Source organism: Comamonas fluminis, from assembly GCF_019186805.1.
Classification (GTDB): domain Bacteria; phylum Pseudomonadota; class Gammaproteobacteria; order Burkholderiales; family Burkholderiaceae_C; genus Comamonas; species Comamonas fluminis.
The window spans coordinates 2,862,436-2,882,456 of sequence record NZ_CP066783.1; the positions used below are offsets into that span (position 1 = coordinate 2,862,436).

The 20,021-nt window shown below is 60.2% G+C and carries 14 protein-coding genes; 7 read left to right on the forward strand and 7 right to left on the reverse strand.

Features of this window, described 5'->3' with window-relative positions; translation table 11 throughout:
• Positions 1–793: 793 nt before the first annotated feature.
• Positions 794–1,069 (reverse strand): hypothetical protein, encoded by a 276-nt coding sequence (locus JDW18_RS22615; protein WP_246609911.1) that lies wholly within the window; start codon positions 1,067–1,069, stop codon positions 794–796.
• A 6-nt stretch (positions 1,070–1,075) separates the two neighbouring features.
• Between JDW18_RS22615 and JDW18_RS13390 the strand changes: the two genes are divergently transcribed.
• On the forward strand, positions 1,076–3,295 hold the full coding sequence (locus tag JDW18_RS13390) for a pilus assembly protein (protein WP_246609913.1): 2,220 nt from the start codon (positions 1,076–1,078) through the stop codon (positions 3,293–3,295).
• A gap of 11 nt (positions 3,296–3,306) precedes the next feature.
• Positions 3,307–3,759, forward strand: coding sequence for a type IV pilin protein (locus JDW18_RS13395; protein ID WP_218239934.1), 453 nt, complete (start codon positions 3,307–3,309; stop codon positions 3,757–3,759).
• A gap of 40 nt (positions 3,760–3,799) precedes the next feature.
• On the opposite strand, the gene JDW18_RS13400 is transcribed toward JDW18_RS13395, so the two are convergent.
• Both JDW18_RS13400 and JDW18_RS13405 read right to left on the reverse strand, forming a co-directional pair.
• Positions 3,800–4,945 carry an AAA family ATPase gene (locus JDW18_RS13400; protein WP_218239935.1) on the reverse strand — a complete coding sequence of 382 codons (1,146 nt, stop codon included), beginning with the start codon at positions 4,943–4,945 and terminating at the stop codon, positions 3,800–3,802.
• Between the two features lie 67 nt (positions 4,946–5,012).
• Entirely contained in the window at positions 5,013–5,849 is an 837-nt protein-coding gene (locus JDW18_RS13405) for an RNA ligase family protein (protein WP_218239936.1), read from the reverse strand.
• A 557-nt stretch (positions 5,850–6,406) separates the two neighbouring features.
• Here JDW18_RS13405 and JDW18_RS13410 point away from each other — a divergent pair.
• The 4 genes from JDW18_RS13410 to phnE all read left to right on the forward strand — a co-directional run bounded on the left by JDW18_RS13410 (position 6,407) and on the right by phnE (position 11,967).
• Positions 6,407–8,383 carry a choice-of-anchor I family protein gene (locus JDW18_RS13410; protein WP_218239937.1) on the forward strand — a complete coding sequence of 659 codons (1,977 nt, stop codon included), beginning with the start codon at positions 6,407–6,409 and terminating at the stop codon, positions 8,381–8,383.
• Between the two features lie 219 nt (positions 8,384–8,602).
• Positions 8,603–9,484: a putative selenate ABC transporter substrate-binding protein gene (locus JDW18_RS13415; protein WP_218239938.1), complete on the forward strand. Its 882-nt coding sequence runs from the start codon at positions 8,603–8,605 to the stop codon at positions 9,482–9,484.
• A 75-nt stretch (positions 9,485–9,559) separates the two neighbouring features.
• On the forward strand, positions 9,560–10,405 hold the full coding sequence (locus tag JDW18_RS13420) for a phosphonate ABC transporter ATP-binding protein (protein WP_218239939.1): 846 nt from the start codon (positions 9,560–9,562) through the stop codon (positions 10,403–10,405).
• On the forward strand, positions 10,396–11,967 hold the full coding sequence (gene phnE / locus JDW18_RS13425) for a phosphonate ABC transporter, permease protein PhnE (protein WP_218239940.1): 1,572 nt from the start codon (positions 10,396–10,398) through the stop codon (positions 11,965–11,967). Before JDW18_RS13420 ends, phnE begins: the two co-directional genes overlap by 10 nt.
• A gap of 5 nt (positions 11,968–11,972) precedes the next feature.
• On the opposite strand, the gene JDW18_RS13430 is transcribed toward phnE, so the two are convergent.
• On the reverse strand, positions 11,973–13,229 hold the full coding sequence (locus JDW18_RS13430; RefSeq protein ID WP_218239941.1) for an MFS transporter: 1,257 nt from the start codon (positions 13,227–13,229) through the stop codon (positions 11,973–11,975).
• A 288-nt stretch (positions 13,230–13,517) separates the two neighbouring features.
• On the opposite strand from JDW18_RS13430, the gene JDW18_RS13435 reads away from it, so the two are divergent.
• Positions 13,518–14,549: a patatin-like phospholipase family protein gene (locus JDW18_RS13435; protein WP_218239942.1), complete on the forward strand. Its 1,032-nt coding sequence runs from the start codon at positions 13,518–13,520 to the stop codon at positions 14,547–14,549.
• A gap of 63 nt (positions 14,550–14,612) precedes the next feature.
• Here the strand turns inward: JDW18_RS13435 and JDW18_RS13440 are convergent, their stop codons facing one another.
• From JDW18_RS13440 to JDW18_RS13450, 3 genes are all read right to left on the reverse strand, one after another.
• Positions 14,613–16,445 (reverse strand): acyl-CoA dehydrogenase, encoded by a 1,833-nt coding sequence (locus JDW18_RS13440; protein ID WP_218239943.1) that lies wholly within the window; start codon positions 16,443–16,445, stop codon positions 14,613–14,615.
• 126 nt (positions 16,446–16,571) lie between these two features.
• Positions 16,572–17,747 carry an acetyl-CoA C-acyltransferase gene (locus tag JDW18_RS13445; RefSeq protein ID WP_218239944.1) on the reverse strand — a complete coding sequence of 392 codons (1,176 nt, stop codon included), beginning with the start codon at positions 17,745–17,747 and terminating at the stop codon, positions 16,572–16,574.
• Positions 17,748–17,792: 45 nt separating this feature from the next.
• Positions 17,793–19,892: a 3-hydroxyacyl-CoA dehydrogenase NAD-binding domain-containing protein gene (locus tag JDW18_RS13450; RefSeq protein ID WP_218239945.1), complete on the reverse strand. Its 2,100-nt coding sequence runs from the start codon at positions 19,890–19,892 to the stop codon at positions 17,793–17,795.
• Between the last annotated feature and the right edge of the window lie 129 nt (positions 19,893–20,021).

Consider the following 20,021-nt stretch of genomic DNA (forward strand, 5'->3'; position numbering starts at 1 on the left):
CTCTCTGGTCATTAATGAAAAGCTGACTGGCAAGATCTCCACCTATGACTGGCAGGCCATCAATGGCGCCTGCCTGACAGCAGGCGATGCCACTAGCAGCAGCTCTACCATTCCTGCATGCATAGGACTGAACTATTACAGCGGAAAAAAGCAGGTTGGAGGGAAAACAGGCCAGTTGCTGGATGGGACTCCAGACAACAGCGGTGAAGGTGCACTTCGTCTGACCAATGGTGATACCACAGCCAATGGAAGTAATGGTAATAATCAAAGTGGTGCAGTTTATTCAAACTTTGACTTCCCATCGAATCAAGGTGTCAATATCACTTTCAAAACCGCAACTTATGGTGGAAATGGCTACTCCACTGGGAAAGGTGCAGGTGCCGACGGTCTGGCTTTTTTCCTGGTAGATTCTTCTATTGTTTCCAATATTGCCAAAGGTAACCAGTCAGTAGGCTCATTTGGTGGCAGCCTTGGTTATTCATGCGGCAATTCAAAAAATCCACCAGATGGTATCCTCGGCGGTTATATTGGACTGGGCATTGATGAATATGGAAATTTTGCAAATAAAGGCGACAACACCAACACAGGTGTCAGCACTGGATTCACTCCCAACCTAGTCACCTTACGTGGGGCTGGAAATACAAATTGGAAATGGCTTTCAAGTAATTACCCTAGCACTTTTCCCAGCACAACAACATCTGCCAATCAAATAACTGCAGTCCAACAGACCTGTACAAACGGCCAATTCTATGACATTAATAACAAAAGGTTTGTTACCACTCCAAGTACATTTTTAAATTATCCATGGCTGGTTTCCAAAACACTGGGCTCCAGCAACCCTATTTATTCGCAGGAATCCGTCAGCCGCCCCACCAGAGACGCAGCCAAGCCCATTACCTATAACCTGAAAATCACTCAGGATGGTTTGCTGAGTTTCTCCTACAGCTACAACGGCGGTCAGGAAACCCAGGTTCTTCAATCTCAGAAAATCACTGATAAGAATGGGCCACTGCCATCCAATTTTCGGTTTGGCTTTAGCTCCAGTACCGGTGGCGGTAGCAATGTGCATGAAATCATGTGCTTCAAAGCCGAACAGATCAGTGGTTCTGCAACATCCGCAGCAGGTAATGTGCCGCCTCAAGGACGGGTCCAGCAAGGGACTCAGCTGTATCTGGCCTCCTACCACCCCAAGAACTGGTGGGGCCAGATGACTGCTCAAAACCTGATTGAGCAAACTGATGGTACTGTCTCCATCAATTCTGTCGCAACCTGGGATGCCAGCTGCGTGCTCACCGGGGGCACCTGCACCTCCACCAATACCACCACCTCCGCCCAAAGCAGCCGACGCCTGCTGACCTGGAATGGCAGTGCCGGTGTCACACTGGACTACAGCAATCTGAACAGCAGCCAGCAATCGGCGTTGCTGGGGTCTGCGACAACCTCAACCAATGCGTCGAACTTTCTCAGCTATCTGAAGGGTGACCGCTCTCTGGAAATCACCACGGCTGGCACAGGCAGCTTCCGTGCACGAGACAGCCTGCTGGGTGACATCATCAACTCCAGCCCCAGCTGGGTTGGCGCGCCCAACTCTCCCTATTCATCGCCATGGTCAGACTTGCTCTACCCCACTGCAACAGCCCCCGAAGGGACCAGCTATCAGACATTCGCTCAGGCCAACGCCACGCGAACCAATGTGGTCTATGTTGGCTCCAATGATGGATTTCTGCACGGTTTTCGTGCAGGGGCCAGCAAGACTGATGGCAGCTTCAACAGCACCAACAACGACGGTAACGAACTCATTGGGTACATGCCCTCGCAGGTGCTCAAGACCATCGGTAACCCGAACGCTGACACGCGCCTGAACTACGGCAATACCAACTATTCTCATAACGCCTATGTTGATGCGGCCCCAGGCACCGGAGACCTGTACATCAACGGCAGCTGGAAGACATGGCTGGCTGGAGGTCTGGGCGGAGGCGGCAATCAGGACGCCACCACAAGCCTGCCCACAGGGGTTATTGCCGACAACACCTCCATCGCCACTGGCGCGCTGTACCTGCTGGACATTACCAACCCCGATGGATTCTCAACCCAGCTTCCCTCCAGCACGGTCCTCGGGGAGTGGACATCCAACGACATCGTCTGTGCAAACGACACCAGCAGCAGCAAATGTGGCGATAGCCTGGGCAACACCTTTGGCACCCCTCTGATACGCCGCCTGCACAACGGCGGCTGGGGCATCATTTTCCCGAATGGGCAAAGCAGCAAATCGGGCAAGTCTGGCATCTTTGTTCTGCTGATCGATAGCAGCGGCAAAAAGACGTTCCGCTTTCTGCCCGCTGGCTCCCCCACCACGGATAGCAAAGGCAATATCACCTTCCGCAATGGCATTAGCCAGGTCACATCGGCCGACCTTGATGGTGATCACATCACAGACTATGTATATGCAGGCGACATGAGCGGCAATGTCTGGCGCTTCGATCTGACCGACAGCTCTCCCGCGAACTGGGCCGTGAACTCCACACCGATCTTCAATGCCGGGCAGCCCATCACCACAGCCATCGTAGTCAGCACAACCAACAAGAAGAACAGCTACCGCGTGATGCTGAACTTCGGCACGGGCAAAATCTACCCACAGGTCTTCGATGCAGCCTCCTATGTCACCCCGGGCACCTACTATATGTATGGAATCTGGGATGCCAATATGGATGCATGGAACGGCAAGAGCACAACCCAGTATCTGTCCATCACCAACCAGGGCACCGTCAGCTCCAGCAGCCTGACCACCCAGACCATCACCTCACAAAGCTATACCAGCGACACACTGGGCATCAGCGGCGTGCGCACCGTAAGCAACACCTCGGTGTGCTGGAAAAACTCCACCACCTGCGGCTCATCTAATACCTCCATGGGCTGGATCATGGCTCTGCCCGGCACCAATGAACAGATCGCCTACAACCCAAGCTATCAGGATGGATACTTTGTCGTAAGCACTGTCATTCCAGAAGTGGCCCAGGTGCTCTCGTGCGACGTAACCGCAGCTTCTGGCTTCACCTTCGCCATCCTGCCCGATACCGGCGGCACAGCTTCCTCCAACTACTTTCTGAATTCAGGCTACTCTGGCGGCGTCATTGCTGCGCTGGGCCTCAGCGGGGTTGGCTCGGTCACAGCGGTCAACTCCGGCAACCGCCGCTTCGCCATTACCCAGACCACCTCGGGCATTGGCAAAGCCCTGGAAGTCAGTCCATCAAGCAACAGCGTGGTTCGCCGCGTCAACTGGGTACGCCGCCGCTGAGGATGAAAAGCATGAAAAACACTGTTTCCACCCAGCGAATCCAGCAAGGCTTCACCTTGATCGAAGTCATGATCGTGGTCGTAATGATCGCCATTCTGGCTTCTATCGCCCTGCCCTCCTATGAGAGCTATATGCGCAAAACGCGCAGAATTGACGCCAAAAACTCCCTGCTGGATCTGGCCATGCGCCAGGAAAAGTTCTATAGCATCAACAACAAATACTCTGCCACGGCCAGCGACCTCGGCTACTCCGCCCTGCCATATGCCGTACCCAGCTCGAACAACAACTCCTACTACGACCTCTCCATCACCCTGAGCACCGACACCCAGAGCTACACCGCCACCGCCACGCCCAAGGGTCCGCAGCTCAATGATGCCGAATGCTATGCCTACACCCTGGCCAACACGGGGCAGAGAGGCAATGTGAAAAGCTCCACAGCACTGGCACCCGAAAAGTGCTGGTAGACAAAAAAGCAGACTCTACGGTCTGCTTTTTTCATGCCTGCTATTCGTTGCACAGCAACTGCAAGCCATGCGCTTCGGTGGGCAGCGGCACCTCCCATTTGTGCAACATGCCCAGCAGCGCGGCATTGCTCAGCGTGGTGTCGCGCTTGCTGTTGCGCGCCAGCAGCGTGGGTTTGCTGGCTTCCAGGTGCACCAGTTCTACCTGCGCGCCGTAGGCCAGGCACAGGTCGACAGATTTGCTGCGCATCTGTTTGGACAGATGCGTGGCGTTCCACACAAACGGCGCTTTGGCACGCAGCAGGCTTTTGGCCTTGTCCACGGCGCGGTGGGCTGCTGCGCCTTCGTTGTCACCGTGCTTTAAGCCCAGCTCAGTGCGCGCATCGTCGAAGGACACTACAGGTAGATCGCCATGGTGCTGCGCCACCCAGGTGTTTTTGCCCGACGCGGGCAGACCGCACATGATGATGACGCGCGAGCCCGGCTCCTCATGCAAGGCGTAGTCCGGGTGCAGCTCGGCCCCGCGAAAGTAGCGCACCGCGGTTTCTGCTGAGGCGAACTTTCGCGGTGTGCGCAGGCAGCCCTCTTCACGCGCCAGCTCCTGGAACAGGTCGATATTGACCAGCACATTGCCCACATCGGGGCAAATGCGGCCACGTATATCGGCCCGCGCCAGTTGCACCAGCAGTTGCAGATCGACCTGCCAGGACAGTTCGCGGACGATGAACTCGGGCGAGACACCCCGGCGCGAATCGGCAAAGGCAAAAAACGGCACCTGGTGCACCGCAATCAGGCGGCAAATCGCCTCTCGCTGGGCCACGGGCACGCCCGCTGCCCACAGCATCAGCCGCGCATCCATCGCGCCCCGGCGCGAGTGGCCAGGCTGCGCGATGCGGCCGTCTTCCGCGATCTGCGTGGTAGAGCACTTGGCCACATCGTGCAGCAGCGCAGACAGAAACAGCGTTTCGCGCTCCTCATTCGAGAGCAGCGCATAGTCGCTGTCCTGCAGCAGTTCGCCCACCACCATTTGCGTATGGGTCCACACATCGCCTTCGGCGTGATAGACCGGGTCTTGCGGCGTGGTCTTGGCCAGCTCCAGCTGCGGGAAGGCATCCAGGCAGGCCGCCCAGTCCACGTTGTCGCGGGCAGAATGCGGCACCAAGCCCGCTATTTGTTTCCAGCCCCACATAAACATCTCCTCTCCACAGTCTTATGGACTATGGTTTTGATAGCTGCTAGCGCCTTATAGGTGTGCGCTACCAGCCTTTTTGAATCACATTGGCAAAAATATCGACACCCGCACGCAAGCCATTGGCCACAATGGGCCGCTCGCTGTGGTGCGAGCCTGAATCCAGAATCGTCTGCACAAAGTCCGAGCGCACAAACTTGTAGCGCGCCACGGTCTGGCCGTTGTCTTCGACCTTGATGTAGAGGCCCTCAGCCAGGTCCGAAGCATCGGTCTGCTTCCAGGCCAGGGGCAAATCCAGCTGCTGGCGCAGCACCTGCTCCTCAAACACCGCACGCCACTGCGCGCTGCGCGCCAGCGACGGGGCCAGCAGCGCCAGTAAATCCTGCACACGCTTTGGCGCAATGCCGCTGTAGAGCACGGGCACGGAGACCACGGGCACATCCGCCAGCAGCGCGTGGCGGCGCGGTGTGTCCAGAAACTGCTGGGCCGAGCGGTCCCACACGTCGAACTCGCAAAACCAGTGCGGCAGCGCGTCGTAGTACAGCGAATGTTTGGCGTACAACCACTCGCCATACAGGATGAAGCGGTCATCCAGCAGCGCCATCAGCGCGCTTTCGTGCGCCCTGGTCCATTGCTTGTAGGCGTTGAACTGGCGCTCGCGCCCGCCCATCTGATCGGCTTGCAGATAGTGGCCGCGCGACTGCAGCAGCAAGCAGCCATCGCCGCCAAAGCTGAGCGCGGCATTGGCGCCATCCAGCTTTTCCTCGACCACGATATGGCGGCCCGCCAGCGCTTCATAAGGCACGGCATCGGCCTGGTCGCCCACTTGCAGGCGCGAGCCGCGCAAATGCGGCGTGCGCGGGTATTTGAGAATTTCCAGGTTGAATAAATGTTGTGAAGTCATGTTGTGCTTTCCAAAAAGGGAATAAGCCACGCGCAAAAAAAGCGTGGCAGACCAATCAACGACAACGGCAGCGCTGCAAAAAGGCAAAACTTCTTTGGCCTGGTGAATAGCAGGCCGAAGCTTCAAAAAGTGGAGGGGCGTAAAACCTGGATGCGAACCAGGCCAGAGACGCCAAGCAAGGGCCGCCCCGCAGCAAAGGCGTCGTCCCTCGGGGGAAGGCGCGAAGCACCTCAGGGGGGCGACACATCCACCGCCACGTACACCGCAGCGCACACGCTAAAGAGATCAGCGTGTGACGAAGTCGTTTAGCAGAAACGAATGCGGCGGGACATGGGGCACCTCGAAAATGAGAGCGAATAACGCAGGTGGAGTAAAGGCTGGCGAGTGTATTCGGGCATGCATCAATTTGCCAAGCCATAGCGGCACAAGCTGTGGCAAGAAGAGAACAAATAGCCCTGCCCAATGGGCCTGGCCTGCCCTTGCCACCGATGGGTTTCACAGCAATGAAATATGAATTAGTTACATATGTCAGCTTTTATGCACCTGCCAATTGATCCATGACATCTGCAAAAGCCTTGCGCCAACCTCTTCTGATTTCTCTGATTGCAGCCGCCGCACTGGCCGCCTGTGGTGGTAACGACAACAACACCCAAAGCACCCCACCAGCGCCCACACCAGAAGTTCCTGCGCCGACTCCCGCCCCCGAGCCAGAAAAGACCCCCATCGGCCTGACGCTGGAGAAAATTGGCAGCTACCAGTCGGGCATCTTCTTGCAAAGCGCGGCTGAAATCACCGCCTTTGATGCTGCCTCCAAACGCGGCTTTGTGGTCAATGCCCAGAAAGGCGCGCTGGACGTGCTGGACATGAGCAACCCTGCCGCCCCCCGCATGGTTGCGAGCCTGGACGCCACCAAGCTGTCACTGGGCGCCGGTGCATCCATCAACAGCGTGGCCGTGCATGACGGCCTGGTCGCAGTCGCCATTCAGGCCGCCATTAAGACCAGCAACGGCGCGGTGGCGATTTACAGCGCCGACAAGCTCGAACTTCTGTCGCAAGTTGCCGTGGGCGCCCTGCCCGACATGCTGACCTTCACCCCCGATGGCAAGACGCTTCTGGTCGCCAACGAGGGCGAGCCCAGCGATGACTACCAGATCGACCCCGAAGGCTCCATCAGCGTCATCGATGTGAGCACGCCCGCCAAGCCGGTCGCCCGCACCGCCGATTTCAAGGCCTTCAACAGCCAGAAGGCCGCGCTGCTGGCCAAGGGCGTGCGCATCTTCGGCCCCACGGCCGATGGCAAGGGCACGGCGGCCGTCGCCAATGACCTGGAGCCGGAATACATCGCCGTGGCCCCCGATGGCAAGACCGCCTGGGTGACGCTGCAGGAAAACAATGCGCTGGCCATTGTGGACATTGCCAACGCCACCGTGACCGATGTGGTGGCGCTGGGCTTCAAGGACCACGGCAAGGCCGGCAACGAGCTGGACTTTGCCGACAGCGATGGCAAGAACGCTGTCATCCACATCACCAGCGCCCCCCATGTCTATGGCATGTACCAGCCCGACTCCATTGCCGCATACAAGGCGGCTGACGGCGCAACCTATCTGGTCACCGCCAATGAAGGCGATGCGCGCGCCTGGGGCGAAGGCAACAAGGCCTACTTTGGCACTGCGGCGGACAAGGCCACAGGCGCACTGGCCAGTGCTGGCGATGTGAGCAAGGGCTTTGTCGAAGAGTGGCGCATCAAGCACCTGGTGCACAAAGATGGTTTTCTGCGCCGCGCGGGCGACGATCTGCCCGCCCATCTGGCCCAGTTGGGCAAGGGTGCGTATCTGAATGCCAGCAACTTCGCCTGGTGCGGCGCAGTCAGCGGCGACCCCAAGACCTGCCGTGATGACGACAAGCTTGGCCGCCTCAAGATCACCTGGACCATGGGCTACCAGACCGACGCATCCGGCGCCCCCGTGCAGGATGCCAAGGGCTATCTGACCTACGACAAGCTGTACGCCTATGGTGGCCGCTCCATTTCCATCTGGGATGCCAAGGGCCAGCAGGTCTGGGATTCTGGCGCGGCGATTGAGACATTCATCGCCAGCCCCGAGTGCAAGCTGGGCACCAAGCGCGATGTAGCCTGCGCCACCTATTTCAACACCGGCCATGACGCCACCGCCACGCTGGATGCACGCAGCAGCGCCAAGGGCCCCGAGCCTGAAGGCCTGGCCGTGGGCCAGATCGGTGACAAGACTTTTGTCTTCGTGGGGCTGGAGCGCATGGGCGGCATTCTGGTGTTTGACATCACCAACCCCAAGGCACCCAAGCAGATCGACTATCTGAACACCCGCGAAAACTGGACCGCCAGCTTTGACGACAAAAACCCGCCCAGCGGCGCGGCACTGTCTGCGCTGGGTGATCTGGGCCCTGAAGGCCTGCACTTCATCCCGGCAGCCAAGTCGCCCAATGGCAAGCCTTTGCTGATGGTGGGTAACGAGGTCAGCGGCACCACGGCGGTCTATCAGCTTCAGTTGCAATACTGAAGCAAGGCCGGCACTAGGTGTTTGATCCCAAGCCCCGCCAGTGCGGGGCTTTTTTCATCAGCAGCTATGGAGCTGCGCCAAGGGTTACTCAAATACGTAACAATCTGCCCCCTGCGGTCGATGTACCGCCTATGGTTTTGCATTCGCTGCGCGCCACATGCGCAGCCAACTAAACCGCCGTGTATCCGGACGGCGGTGGCTTTTTGGAACGGAATACATATGACGCACTCTATCGCTCGCCGTACGGCGCTGCGCGGCTTGGCCGTTGCTGCACTGGCTTCTTCCTCGCTGCTGTCCATGGCCCATGCCGACACGCCCAAAGTGCTGCGCGTCTCTGCCATCCCCGACGAAGCCCCCACCGAGCTGCAGCGCAAGTTCAAGCCCCTGGGCGAGTACCTGTCCAAGGCCACAGGCATGAAGGTGGTCTTCACCCCCGTGTCCGACTACGCTGCCGTGGTCGAATCGCTGGCCACCAACAAGCTGGAAATGGCCTGGCTGGGCGGCTTTACCTATGTGCAGGCCAAGATCCGCACCAACGGCACGGCCATTCCCATCGTGCAGCGCGCAGAAGATGCCGTCTTCACCAGCCAGTTTGTGACGGCCGACCCCGCCATCAAGTCGCTGGCCGATTTGAAGGGCAAGACTTTCGCCTTTGGCGCGCCTTCGTCCACATCGGGCAGCCTGATGCCGCGTTACTTCCTGCAGCAAGCGGGTATGAATCCTGAGAAGGACTTCAAGACCGTGGCCTACTCGGGCGCGCACGATGCCACCGTGGCCTTTGTGGCCGCAGGCAAGGCCGATGCCGGCGTACTGAACACCTCCGTGTGGGACAAGCTGGTCGAGTCCAAGAAGGTGGACACCAGCAAGGTGCACGTGTTTGCCACCACCCCCACCTACTTTGACTACAACTGGACCGTGCGCGGCAACCTGGACCCCGCCATCGTCAAAAAGCTGACCGACGCTTTCCTGGCGCTGGACCCGTCCAAGCCCGAGCACAAGGCCATCATGGACCTGCAGCGCGCCAGCAAGTTCATCCCCACCAAGTCGGCCAACTACGACGGGATTGAAGCAGCGGCCAAGTCGGCAGGCCTGCTGAAGTAAGCACTTCAAGCCTTTTTGCCTTCCAGCGTGCTTCTAGTGCGCGCTGGAAGCTATCATTTTCAGAGTATTCGTCTCATGAGCTTCATGCTGGACGATGTGGGCCTGACCCACAGCAACGGCTTTCACGCCCTGTCCCATATTTCCTTGTCCGCCACGCAGGGCGAGTGCATTGCGCTCATCGGCCCTTCAGGCGCAGGCAAAACCAGTTTGCTCAGCACCATAGCCACCGCCTACCTGCCCACCACGGGCAGCATGCAGGTGCTGGGCCAGGCTGCGTCCACCCAATCCACGCCCCGCGCTTTGAAAGCCTTGCGCGCCCGCATTGGCACCGTGCACCAGGCCGCGCCCATTCCGCTGCGCCAGCGCGTGGTTACCGCCGTGCTGGCGGGCAAGCTGGGCCAGTGGCCGCTGTGGAAGGCGCTGGCGTCGCTGGCCTACCCGCAAGACATTCCCGGCGCGCGCGAAGCGCTGGCCCGTGTGCAGCTGGATGACAAGCTGTTCGCCCGCTGCGACCAGCTCTCCGGCGGCCAGCTGCAGCGCGTAGGCATTGCCCGCGTGCTGTACCAGGGGGCAGAGTTGATTCTGGCGGACGAGCCCGTCTCTGCGCTGGACCCAGCCCTGTCGCTGGCCACCGTGCAACTGCTGGTGCAGGAGGCCGCCGCCCGCCAGGCCACGCTGGTGGCCAGCTTGCACGCGGTGGATTTGGCGCTGGCCAACTTCAGCCGCATTGTCGGCATCCGCGATGGTCGCGTGGCATTTGACTTGCCCGCCGCGCAGATCAGCGATGCGCAATTGCAAGCGCTGTATGCCGGTGCTGACGGCGCCCCCGTGCCCCTGCCCACGCTGCACAACATGCCTGCGCCCGATGCGCCCCCCACCAGTACCAGCAGCAACCCCAGCCCGGTGATCGCATGCCGCTAAGTGCTACCACTGCCTCCGCCGCGCGGCGCGACCCGGCAGCGCGCGGGCGGCTGACCTGGCTGGTCATGGCGCTGATCGTGTTGTGGCCCATGCTGCAAACCGCGGGCTTTTCGCTGCAGCCGTTTTTTGACGCAGACAACCTCAAAGTCATCGGCGGCTTTCTGCGCCAGTTTTTGCCGCCCGAGACCAGCGGCGAGTTCCTGGGCTACCTGGGCACCGCCACACTCGAAACATTGGCCATTGCCACGGCCGGCATGGCGCTGGCCTTCGTCATTGCCGTGCCCATGTCGTATTTATCGACTGGCGCAGCACGCGAGAAAGTCACGCTCAACCCCATCGCCCGCGGCGTGCTCACTATCTTGCGCGGCATTCCCGAGCTGGTCTGGGCGCTGGTGTTTGTGCGCGTGTTTGGCCTGGGCCCCGCCGCCGGCGTGCTGGCCCTGGGGCTGACCTATGGCGGCATGCTGGCCAAGGTGTATGCCGAAATTCTGGAATCCACCGCCCCCGCACCCGCCCGTGCCTTGCGGGCCAGCGGCGCCGGGCGCTTGCAGGCCCTGCTCTACGGTCTGCTGCCGCAGGCGGCCAAAGAGCTGACTTCGTACACCGTGTACCGCTGGGAATGCGCCATCCGCGCCTCGGTGGTGATGGGCTTTGTGGGCGCGGGCGGTTTGGGCCAGTTGATGGACCAGGCCATGAAGATGCTCAACGGCGGCGAGGCCGCCAGCATCTTGCTGGCCTTCATGCTGCTGGTGGCGGCTGCCGATGCGCTGTCCTGGGCATTGCGCCGCGCTCTGGACACTGCACCTGCGCCCCGCGCCTTGCCCTTTGGCTGGCGCACTGCTGCATTTTTGGTAGCTGCCGGCGTGGGCCTGTGGGGCAGTTTGCGGTTGTTGGACATTGATTTCTCTGCCCTCTTCACCGCCGATGCAGCAAGCAGCATGGGCGACTTTGTGCGCGGCTTCTTCCCGTCCGATCTGAGCCAGCCCTGGCTTTTGAAAGTGTTGCAAGGCGTGTGGGAGACACTGGCGATTTCCATCGTCGGCACCTTGCTGGCCGCAGCTGTGGGCCTGCTGCTGGCCCTGCCGCGCTGGCGTGGGCCGTGGAATGTGCTGCTCAACGTGCTGCGATCGGTGCCCGAACTGGTCTGGGCAACGATTACCGCGCTGGCCGTGGGCCTGGGGCCGTTTGCCGGCGCACTGGCCCTGGCGCTGCACACCGCTGGCGTGCTGGGCCGCTTGTACGCCGAAGCCCTACAAAACGCCCCCGCAGCACCTGCACAAGCCCTGCGCCTGGCGGGCAGCAACCGCCTGCTGGCGTTTTGCTACGGCACCTTCCCCGGCGCCGCGCCGCAGCTGCTGGCCTACACCTTGTACCGCTGGGAGATGAACATCCGCATGGCGGCCATCCTGGGCTTTGTGGGTGCAGGCGGCCTGGGCCAGCTGCTGTATTTTGAGTTGTCTTTATTCCATTACGCGCAGGCCAGCACAGTGATTATTGCTATGCTTTTATTGAGCATTGCCGTGGACTGGAGCAGCGCGGCACTGCGCCGGGCCATGCGCTAAACCCATCAGCAAACGGCCCGCATACGGGGGTGGCGTGCAAACGCCAGCCCCAGCACTGTGCCCAGCACCATGACAAAGCAGGCAAATGCGGTAACGGCGGCATTGATGCCCCAGTGGTCTGCAATCCAGCCCACCGCCATCATGGGCAGCATGGAGCCCAGCAAACCAATGGCCTGATAGGTGGACAGCATGCCCGCACGGTTATCCGGCTGGGCAATACGCCCCACCATCGTCATGCCCGCCAGCATGCACATACCGTGGCCCAGCGCCGTCAGCGCCACACCAATGACGAACAGTGCGGCCGATGCCATATGAAGGTTCAGCACCAGCAGCGCGTTGCTGACCACCAGCAGCCCCATGCCCAGTCCGCCACAGCGGTGCACACGCAGGCGGGACGCCAGCAGCTGTATGCCCGCAGACACCAGCAAGATGATGGCAATGGCACCACCACTGACCACGGGCCCATTCCACGGAATCATCTGCTTCAAAAACAGGCCCGCCATAGAGGCATATAGCCCGAACACCCCAAAGGCCACAAACGGGTAGCCGCAGGTCAGCACAAAAGCCATGGAATCTGCACGCACAGGCCAGGTCAGGCGCGGCATGCAGTCACGCCATTGCAGGCGGCTGGGGGCCAGTTGCTGTTTGCCGCTTTGCGCCTCGGCAGGCAGTTTCAGCCATGCAATGCCCGCCACGCCAACGGCCCCCAGTGCCAGCGGCAGCACATAGGCACTCATCAAGGGCCGGGGCAGCCACTGCCCTGCAACACCGCCAATCAGCGGCCCCAGACCAAAGCCCAGCACATTCAATGAACTGGCCAGCATGGCCACGCGGTTCACAGGTACACCGGCACTGCCACTGGCCGCCAGTGCCGCCAGCCCTGCTGTTGCGCTGATGGTGATGAGGCTGGACGAGATGCCCACCATGAAGCGCCCCACGATCAGGCTGGGCAGATTCCAGGCAAACATGGAGATCACCGTACCCGCCAGCGTCAGCAGCAAAAAGCACAGCAGCACTTTCTGAAAACCGATGCGGTCTGGCAACCGCCCCAGAAACAGCAGCGCAAACATGCCACCGCACATATACAGCACGTAAATCATCGAAATATCGCTGGCCTGCAACTGCCAGGCCTGCTGGTACAGCGCATACAGCGGGCTAATGAGCGCCGCCCCCATCACCCCCACCACCAGGGCAAAACCCACCCACACTGCGGACGCGGACACCGTGCTGATGCCGCCGCTCCATGCATTGCTTTGCTGCATTGTTGCTGTCTCTTTGAATAGGTCGCGGCTGAGAGCACGCTGACGTTCTGCGGCCCCAAGCGCCGGTCCGGCCCGTGGCAATACACCACTTGCTTGCGATGAAAACATTATCTGCAGCGCAGGCTTGCCACACATAGACCATATGAAGGATATCGACTGCAAGCGCTTATCCATCAAGCGTTGACAGCTATGTTTTCAGAAGTAAAAGCATGGCTGTAGCGGGCTGAAAAAGCGGCGCAAAGCTATACTTTGGCTCCTCATATTGTTAAGACAACAGGATTTCCTGGCATGCGTCCGACTGCTTTTTTGCGCCCTCTGCTATGTATGAGCCTGCTCGGCCTTGCCGCCTGCGGCAGCAACCCACCCGCCCCTTCCACACCTTCTGATTCGACCGGCAGCACCGCGACTGCGCAGCCCATCCGCATCGGTCTGGCACTGGGCGGCGGCGCGGCCAAGGGCTTTGCGCATATCGGTGTCATCAAGATGCTGGAAGCCAATGGCTTCACCCCCAGCGTGGTGGCAGGCACCAGTGCAGGCAGCGTCGTTGGCGCGCTTTATGCCAGCGGCATGAACGCCTTTGAATTGCAGGAAAAGGCCGTGGCGCTGGATGAAGCCAAGATTCGCGACCTGCAACTGTCGTCTGGCGGCCTGGTGCTGGGTCAGAAGCTGGAAGACTATGTGAACGAGCAGGTGCACCGCAAGCCCATGGAGCAGATGGCCAAGCCTTTTGTGGCCGTTTCCACCCGACTGGAAGATGGTGAGCGCACCGTGTTTGCCCGTGGCAATGTCGGCCAGGCCGTGCGTGCCTCCAGCAGCGTTCCCGGGGTGTTCCAGCCCGTGACGATTGGCAAGTACCACTATGTCGATGGCGGCATCGTCAGCCCCGTGCCTGTGGATGCCGCGCGCAATCTGGGTGCCGACATCGTGATCGCGGTCGATATCTCCAACAAGGCCAACGGCAAAACGCCGGGCAATATGCTGGGCGCGCTGAACCAGTCGATTGCCATCATGGGCCAGAAGCTGGGCCAGGCCGAGCTGGCGCGTGCCGACATCATCATCCGCCCCAAGGTGCTGGACATTGGCCCTGCCGATTTCAGCCAGCGTGCCAATGCGATTGTGGAAGGTGAAAAAGCCGCCACGGCGCTGATGCCGCAGATTCGCGAACGCATCGCCCACCTGCGCGCTGAGCGTGCCAAGGCCACGCAAGTCGCTCAGCAAAAAGCGTCTGACGCCAAGCACCAGGAATGCCTGAAGCAGCGCAGCAGCCTGCAAAAGCTCTCGGGCATGGTGGGCATGAACGACAGCTGCGACAAGCCGTAATCCTGCGCTTTCCCCATAACAAAGGCCCGCTGCATGCGGGCCTTTGTCATAGGGCATTCCTGCTCAGAACGCTTCTTCTTCCAGATTCGCGCAAGTCATGTCGCGCGACTTCACCACCTGCAGCCAGCCGCTGATTTTGGGCAGCTCGTAGTGAAAGAAATAGCGCTGCGCTGCCATGCTGCCACGATGCGCGGCAATGGCCAGATCCTTGTCCATGGCCAGCACCGCCAGCGCCACATCCAGCCAGATCCAGGCCAGCACCACATGACCAAAGGCCTGCATATACGGCACGGCATTGGCCAGCGCTTCCTGCGGATTGCCCGTGGCCCAAGCGGATTTGGTGGCTGCACCAATTTCGGCCAGCGCACGCGCCAGCTGGTTGGCGTGGCAGGCGAGCTTTTCCTGCTGCAGCGCCTTCTGAATAGTGCTGTTGATGCGCGCAGCCAGCAGCTGCAGCCCCTTGCCGCCATCCATGATGACCTTGCGCCCCAACAAGTCCATGGCCTGAATGCCGTGCGTGCCCTCGTGAATCATGTTCAGGCGGTTGTCGCGCCAGTACTGCTCCACAGGAAAGTCACGCGTGTAGCCATAGCCACCATGGATCTGAATGGCCAGCGAATTGGCCTCCAGACAGAACTCGCTGGGCCAGCTCTTGGCAATCGGGGTCAGCACCTCCAGCAGCAACTTGGCATCTGCCGCTTCTTGCTCACTGCCGGTGTGCTGCTCGTCCACCAGACGTGCGCAGAACAGATTGAGCGCCAGCGCACCTTCACAATAGGCTTTTTGCGCCAGCAGCATGCGCTTGACGTCCGCATGTTCAATGATGCGCGACTGCGGTTTGCTGGAATCCTTGCCAGAAGCCCCCACAGGCCTGCCCTGCGGACGGTTTTGCGCGTATTCCAGGCTGGCCAGATAACCGGCCATGCCCAGCATGGTGGCGGCCGTGCCGATGGAGATGCGCGCCTCGTTCATCATGTGGAACATGCATTTGAGGCCCTCGCCAGGCTGGCCGACCAGATAGCCGATGGCGCCAGAAGCACCCCGTACCGGGTATCTGCCTTCGCCAAAATTGAGCAACGTATTCGTGGTACCGCGCCAGCCCAGCTTGTGGTTGAGGCCGGCCAGCGCCACATCGTTGCGCTCGCCCGTCAACCTGCCCTCGGTATCCACCAGTTTCTTGGGCACGATAAACAGCGAAATACCTTTGACGCCTGCAATCAGCTTGCCATCCGCCCCAGGAATCTTGGCCAGCACCAGATGCACGATGTTCTCGGTCAGTTCATGGTCGCCCGCGCTGATCCACATTTTGTTGCCCTTGAGGCGATAGCGCGGCCCCAGTGGGTCGCTCTCAAAATCAGCCCCATCTGCCTGCGCCCGGGTGGCAATGTCCGACAGCGACGAGCCCGCCTGCGGCTCGGACAGCGCCATGGTGCCAGCCCAGCGGCCATTGAATTCGTTGGCCGCAAACACCTGCTTTTGCATGTCTGTGCCATGGGCCATGATGGCGTTGGCATTGCCACTGGTCAGCATGTTCGAGCCTATGCTGATCGAGGCCGCAGCAAAAAAGCAGTTGGCCGCAGCCTCCACCGTATAAGGCAGCTGCATGCCGCCTATTTCATAGTCCTGCGCCGCGCTGAGCATGCCGGATTCGGCATAGGCCTCGCGGGCGTCATAGGTGCATTGGGGCAGGATGACTTTTTCGCCATCAAACTGCGGCTCCTGCGTATCTACCGTGCGGTTGAAGGGCGCATATTTCTCGCGTGCAATGCGCTCACAGGTGTCCATCACCGCATCAAAAGTGTTGCGCGAGTGATCGGTAAAACGCGAGCGTGTCGTCAGGCTCTCGGCCTTCAGCCAGTCGTAGAGCAGAAAGTCAATGGTAGAGCGCAGGCGCATATCAAACTCCTTCAAAACCGCATCAAGCCTTTTATTGACAAGCGCTTTCAGCTATCAAAATACTCAATTTCTGACAAACAAAAAGCCGCACCCGCAAGCAGGACTGCGGCTTTTTGCTGGGCGAGCTTACAGAACTTCGAAAATGCCCGCTGCCCCCATGCCGCCACCAATGCACATGGTCACGCACACGCGCTTGGCACCGCGGCGCTTGCCTTCGATCAGCGCGTGGCCCGTCAGGCGCTGGCCCGAAACCCCATAAGGGTGGCCCAGCGCAATCGCACCGCCGTTGACATTGAGCCTGTCGGCTGGAATGCCCAGAAAGTCGCGGCAGTAAATGACCTGCACGGCAAAGGCTTCATTCAGCTCCCACAGGTCAATGTCGTTGATGGACAGGCCCAGCTTCTTGAGCACCTTCGGGATGGCGTAAATGGGGCCGATACCCATTTCATCGGGCTCGCAACCTGCCACGGCAAAGCCCAGGAAGCGGCCCAGTGGCTTGAGCCCCTTGCGCGAGGCATAGTCTTCGCTGACCACGGCGCAGGCACCCGCACCATCAGAGAACTGGCTGGCATTACCTGCGGTAATCACACCGCCGGGCAGCGCGCTGCGCAGGCCGCTGATGCCTTCCTTGGTCGTGCCCTCGCGAATGCCCTCGTCCTTCTCGGCCAGCACTTCCTTGGCAATCAGGCCACGCACCTTGTCAGCCACGCCCATCACCGTTTTCATGGGGGCGATTTCGGCGTCAAACAGGCCTGCAGCCTGTGCCGCCGCCGCTTTTTGCTGGCTGGCCGCGCCGTACTCGTCCTGCGCATCGCGGCTGATGTTGTAGCGCTTGGCCACCTGCTCTGCCGTCTGCAGCATGCTCCAGTACACCTCGGGCTTCATGGCTGTGAGTTCAGGGTCAAAAGCCATGTGCGGGTTCAGGTGCGGCTGCACGCAGGAGATGCTCTCCAGCCCGCCGGCCACCAGTACATCGTTTTCGCCCGCGATGATGCGCTGGGCCGCCAGCGCAATCGCCTGCAGGCCCGAGGAGCAAAAGCGGTTGATGGTCATGCCGGAAGTTGTCACCGGCAGACCGGCGCGTACGGCAATCAGACGGGCCACGTTGCCGCCTGTTGTGCCTTCTGGCAGCGACATGCCCATGATGACGTCTTCGACTTCAGCGCCATCAATGCCTGCGCGCTCCACGGCTGCCTTGACCGCATGGGCGCCCATGGTGGGGCCGTAAGTCATATTGAAAGCGCCCTTCCAGCTCTTGGTCAGCGGGGTGCGCGCGGTAGAAACAATCACTGCGGATGTCATGTTCTGTCCTTTGATTCTGGGTGTTGACTGGCGGGTCGTCGGCGCTCAGCTGAACTGCTTGCCTTCGGCGGCCAGCTTGGCCAGCAGTGGCGCGGGTTGCCAGAACTTGGCATCGTCGTTGGGGTTCTGGGCGAAGCGGCCCATGGCCTGCACCACGTTGAACAGGCCCACTTCCCCTGCGTAATGCATGGGGCCACCGCGCCACAGCGGGAAGCCATAACCGGTCAGATAGACCATGTCGATATCGCCGGACTTGCCCGCAATACCGTCTTCCAGAATGTGCGCACCTTCGTTGACCAGGGCATAGACCAGACGCTGCACGATTTCTTCGTCCGAGATCTTGCGCGGCGTCACGCCAATGGCCTTACGATGCTCGTCAATCATCTTGGCCACGACGTCCGAGGGCACCGCGTCGCGTTTGCCCGGCACATAGTCGTACCAGCCAGCGCCCGTCTTCTGACCGAAGCGGCCCAGCTCGCACAGGCGGTCTGCGCTGGCGCTGTACTTCATGTCAGGCTGCTCGACATAGCGACGCTTGCGAATCGCCCAGCCAATATCGTTGCCAGCCAGGTCCCCCATGCGGAACGGCCCCATGGCAAAGCCAAACTTTTCAATGGCCTTGTCCACCTGCTGCGGCGATGCACCTTCATCCAGCAAAAAGCCTGCCTGGCGCGAGTACTGCTCAATCATGCGGTTGCCGATAAAGCCATCGCAAACGCCCGAAACCACGGCCGTTTTCTTGATCTTCTTGGCAATCTTCATCACCGTGGCCAGCACATCCTTGGCGGTTTCCTTGCCACGCACCACTTCCAGCAGCTTCATCACATTGGCAGGGCTGAAAAAGTGCATGCCAACCACGTCCTGCGGGCGCTTGGTGAAGGCGGCAATCTTGTCCACGTCCAGTGTGGAAGTGTTGGATGCCAGAATCGCGCCGGGCTTGGCCACCGCATCGAGCTGCTTGAAGACCTGCTCCTTCACGCCCAGCTCTTCAAACACCGCTTCGATGATGAGGTCTGCATTGCTCAGGTCCGCATAGTTCAGCGTGGTGCTGAGCAAGGCCATGCGCTGCTCGTATTTTTCAGCGCTCAGCTTGCCCTTCTTGACCTGGGCTTCGTAGTTCTTCCTGATCGTGGCCACACCACGGTCCAGCGCTTCCTGCTTGGTCTCCAGAATTGTGACGGGCACACCTGCGTTGAGGAAGTTCATGGAGATGCCACCGCCCATGGTTCCCGCACCAATCACGCCCACCGCCTTGATATCGCGCACAGGGGTGTCCGAAGGCACATCGGCGATCTTGGACGCAGCACGCTCGGCCAGGAAAAGGTGACGCAGAGAACGCGACTCCGGCGTCATCATCAGCTGCATGAAGGCTTCACGCTCGGCCACCATGCCATCGTCAAACTTCTTGGTGGTGGCGTTCTTTACAACTTCCACACAGCGCAGCGGCGCGGGGAAGTTCTTGGACATGCCTTGCACCATGGTCTGGGCAAACTGGAAGTAGGCCTCGCCCTGAGGGTGCTTGCAGGGCAGATCACGCACACGGGCCAGAGGTCGAACATCTGCCACTTCCAGCGCATAGGCCTTGGCCTCTGCCAGCAAATTCTCGGCTGACGATGCCATTTTGGTAAACAGCTTCTGCCCGGGAATGCTGGCCAGCATCTCGCTTTTAACGGGTTCGCCGGTGACGATCATGTTCAGCGCGGTTTCCACACCCAGCACACGCGGCAGGCGCTGCGTGCCGCCTGCGCCAGGCACCAGGCCCAGCTTGACTTCAGGCAAGGCCACAGCCGTACCAGGCGCAGCAATGCGGTAGTGACAGCCCAGCGACAGCTCCAGACCACCGCCCATGCAGACGGTGTGAATGGCCGCAATCAAAGGCTTGGTGGACAGGTCAAGCTGCTGAATGACCGAGATCAGATTCGGTTCACGGTAGGCATCTTCCTTGCCGAACTCGGTGATATCGGCACCGCCCGAGAAGGCCTTGCCTGCACCGGTAATGACGATGGCCTTCACGGCAGCATCCGCCAGAGCCTTGTTCAGGCCATCGACGATACCCCGGCGTGTGGACAAGCCCAGGCCGTTGACCGGCGGGTTGTTCAATGTAATGACGGCGACTGCGCCATCCACCTTGTATTCAGCAGTCATGCTGTTGTCCCCTGTTCAATAGTTAGAAAAGAACGGTCGTGCGATTTTTATTTTCGAGATTTTGCTGCATTGCGCAACTGCGGTTTGTCCTCAGCGAGACACCCCCTGAGCCGCTGCGCGGCTTCCCCC

Coding starts and splice junctions, on each gene's coding strand:
- JDW18_RS22615 (WP_246609911.1), bottom strand. CDS start 1,069: ATGCACATTGCTACCGCCACCGGTACTGGAGCTAAAGCCAAACCGAAA.
- JDW18_RS13390 (WP_246609913.1), top strand. CDS start 1,076: ATGTGCTTCAAAGCCGAACAGATCAGTGGTTCTGCAACATCCGCAGCA.
- JDW18_RS13395 (WP_218239934.1), top strand. CDS start 3,307: ATGAAAAACACTGTTTCCACCCAGCGAATCCAGCAAGGCTTCACCTTG.
- JDW18_RS13400 (WP_218239935.1), bottom strand. CDS start 4,945: ATGTGGGGCTGGAAACAAATAGCGGGCTTGGTGCCGCATTCTGCCCGC.
- JDW18_RS13405 (WP_218239936.1), bottom strand. CDS start 5,849: ATGACTTCACAACATTTATTCAACCTGGAAATTCTCAAATACCCGCGC.
- JDW18_RS13410 (WP_218239937.1), top strand. CDS start 6,407: ATGACATCTGCAAAAGCCTTGCGCCAACCTCTTCTGATTTCTCTGATT.
- JDW18_RS13415 (WP_218239938.1), top strand. CDS start 8,603: ATGACGCACTCTATCGCTCGCCGTACGGCGCTGCGCGGCTTGGCCGTT.
- JDW18_RS13420 (WP_218239939.1), top strand. CDS start 9,560: ATGAGCTTCATGCTGGACGATGTGGGCCTGACCCACAGCAACGGCTTT.
- phnE (WP_218239940.1), top strand. CDS start 10,396: ATGCCGCTAAGTGCTACCACTGCCTCCGCCGCGCGGCGCGACCCGGCA.
- JDW18_RS13430 (WP_218239941.1), bottom strand. CDS start 13,229: ATGCAGCAAAGCAATGCATGGAGCGGCGGCATCAGCACGGTGTCCGCG.
- JDW18_RS13435 (WP_218239942.1), top strand. CDS start 13,518: ATGCGTCCGACTGCTTTTTTGCGCCCTCTGCTATGTATGAGCCTGCTC.
- JDW18_RS13440 (WP_218239943.1), bottom strand. CDS start 16,445: ATGCGCCTGCGCTCTACCATTGACTTTCTGCTCTACGACTGGCTGAAG.
- JDW18_RS13445 (WP_218239944.1), bottom strand. CDS start 17,747: ATGACATCCGCAGTGATTGTTTCTACCGCGCGCACCCCGCTGACCAAG.
- JDW18_RS13450 (WP_218239945.1), bottom strand. CDS start 19,892: ATGACTGCTGAATACAAGGTGGATGGCGCAGTCGCCGTCATTACATTG.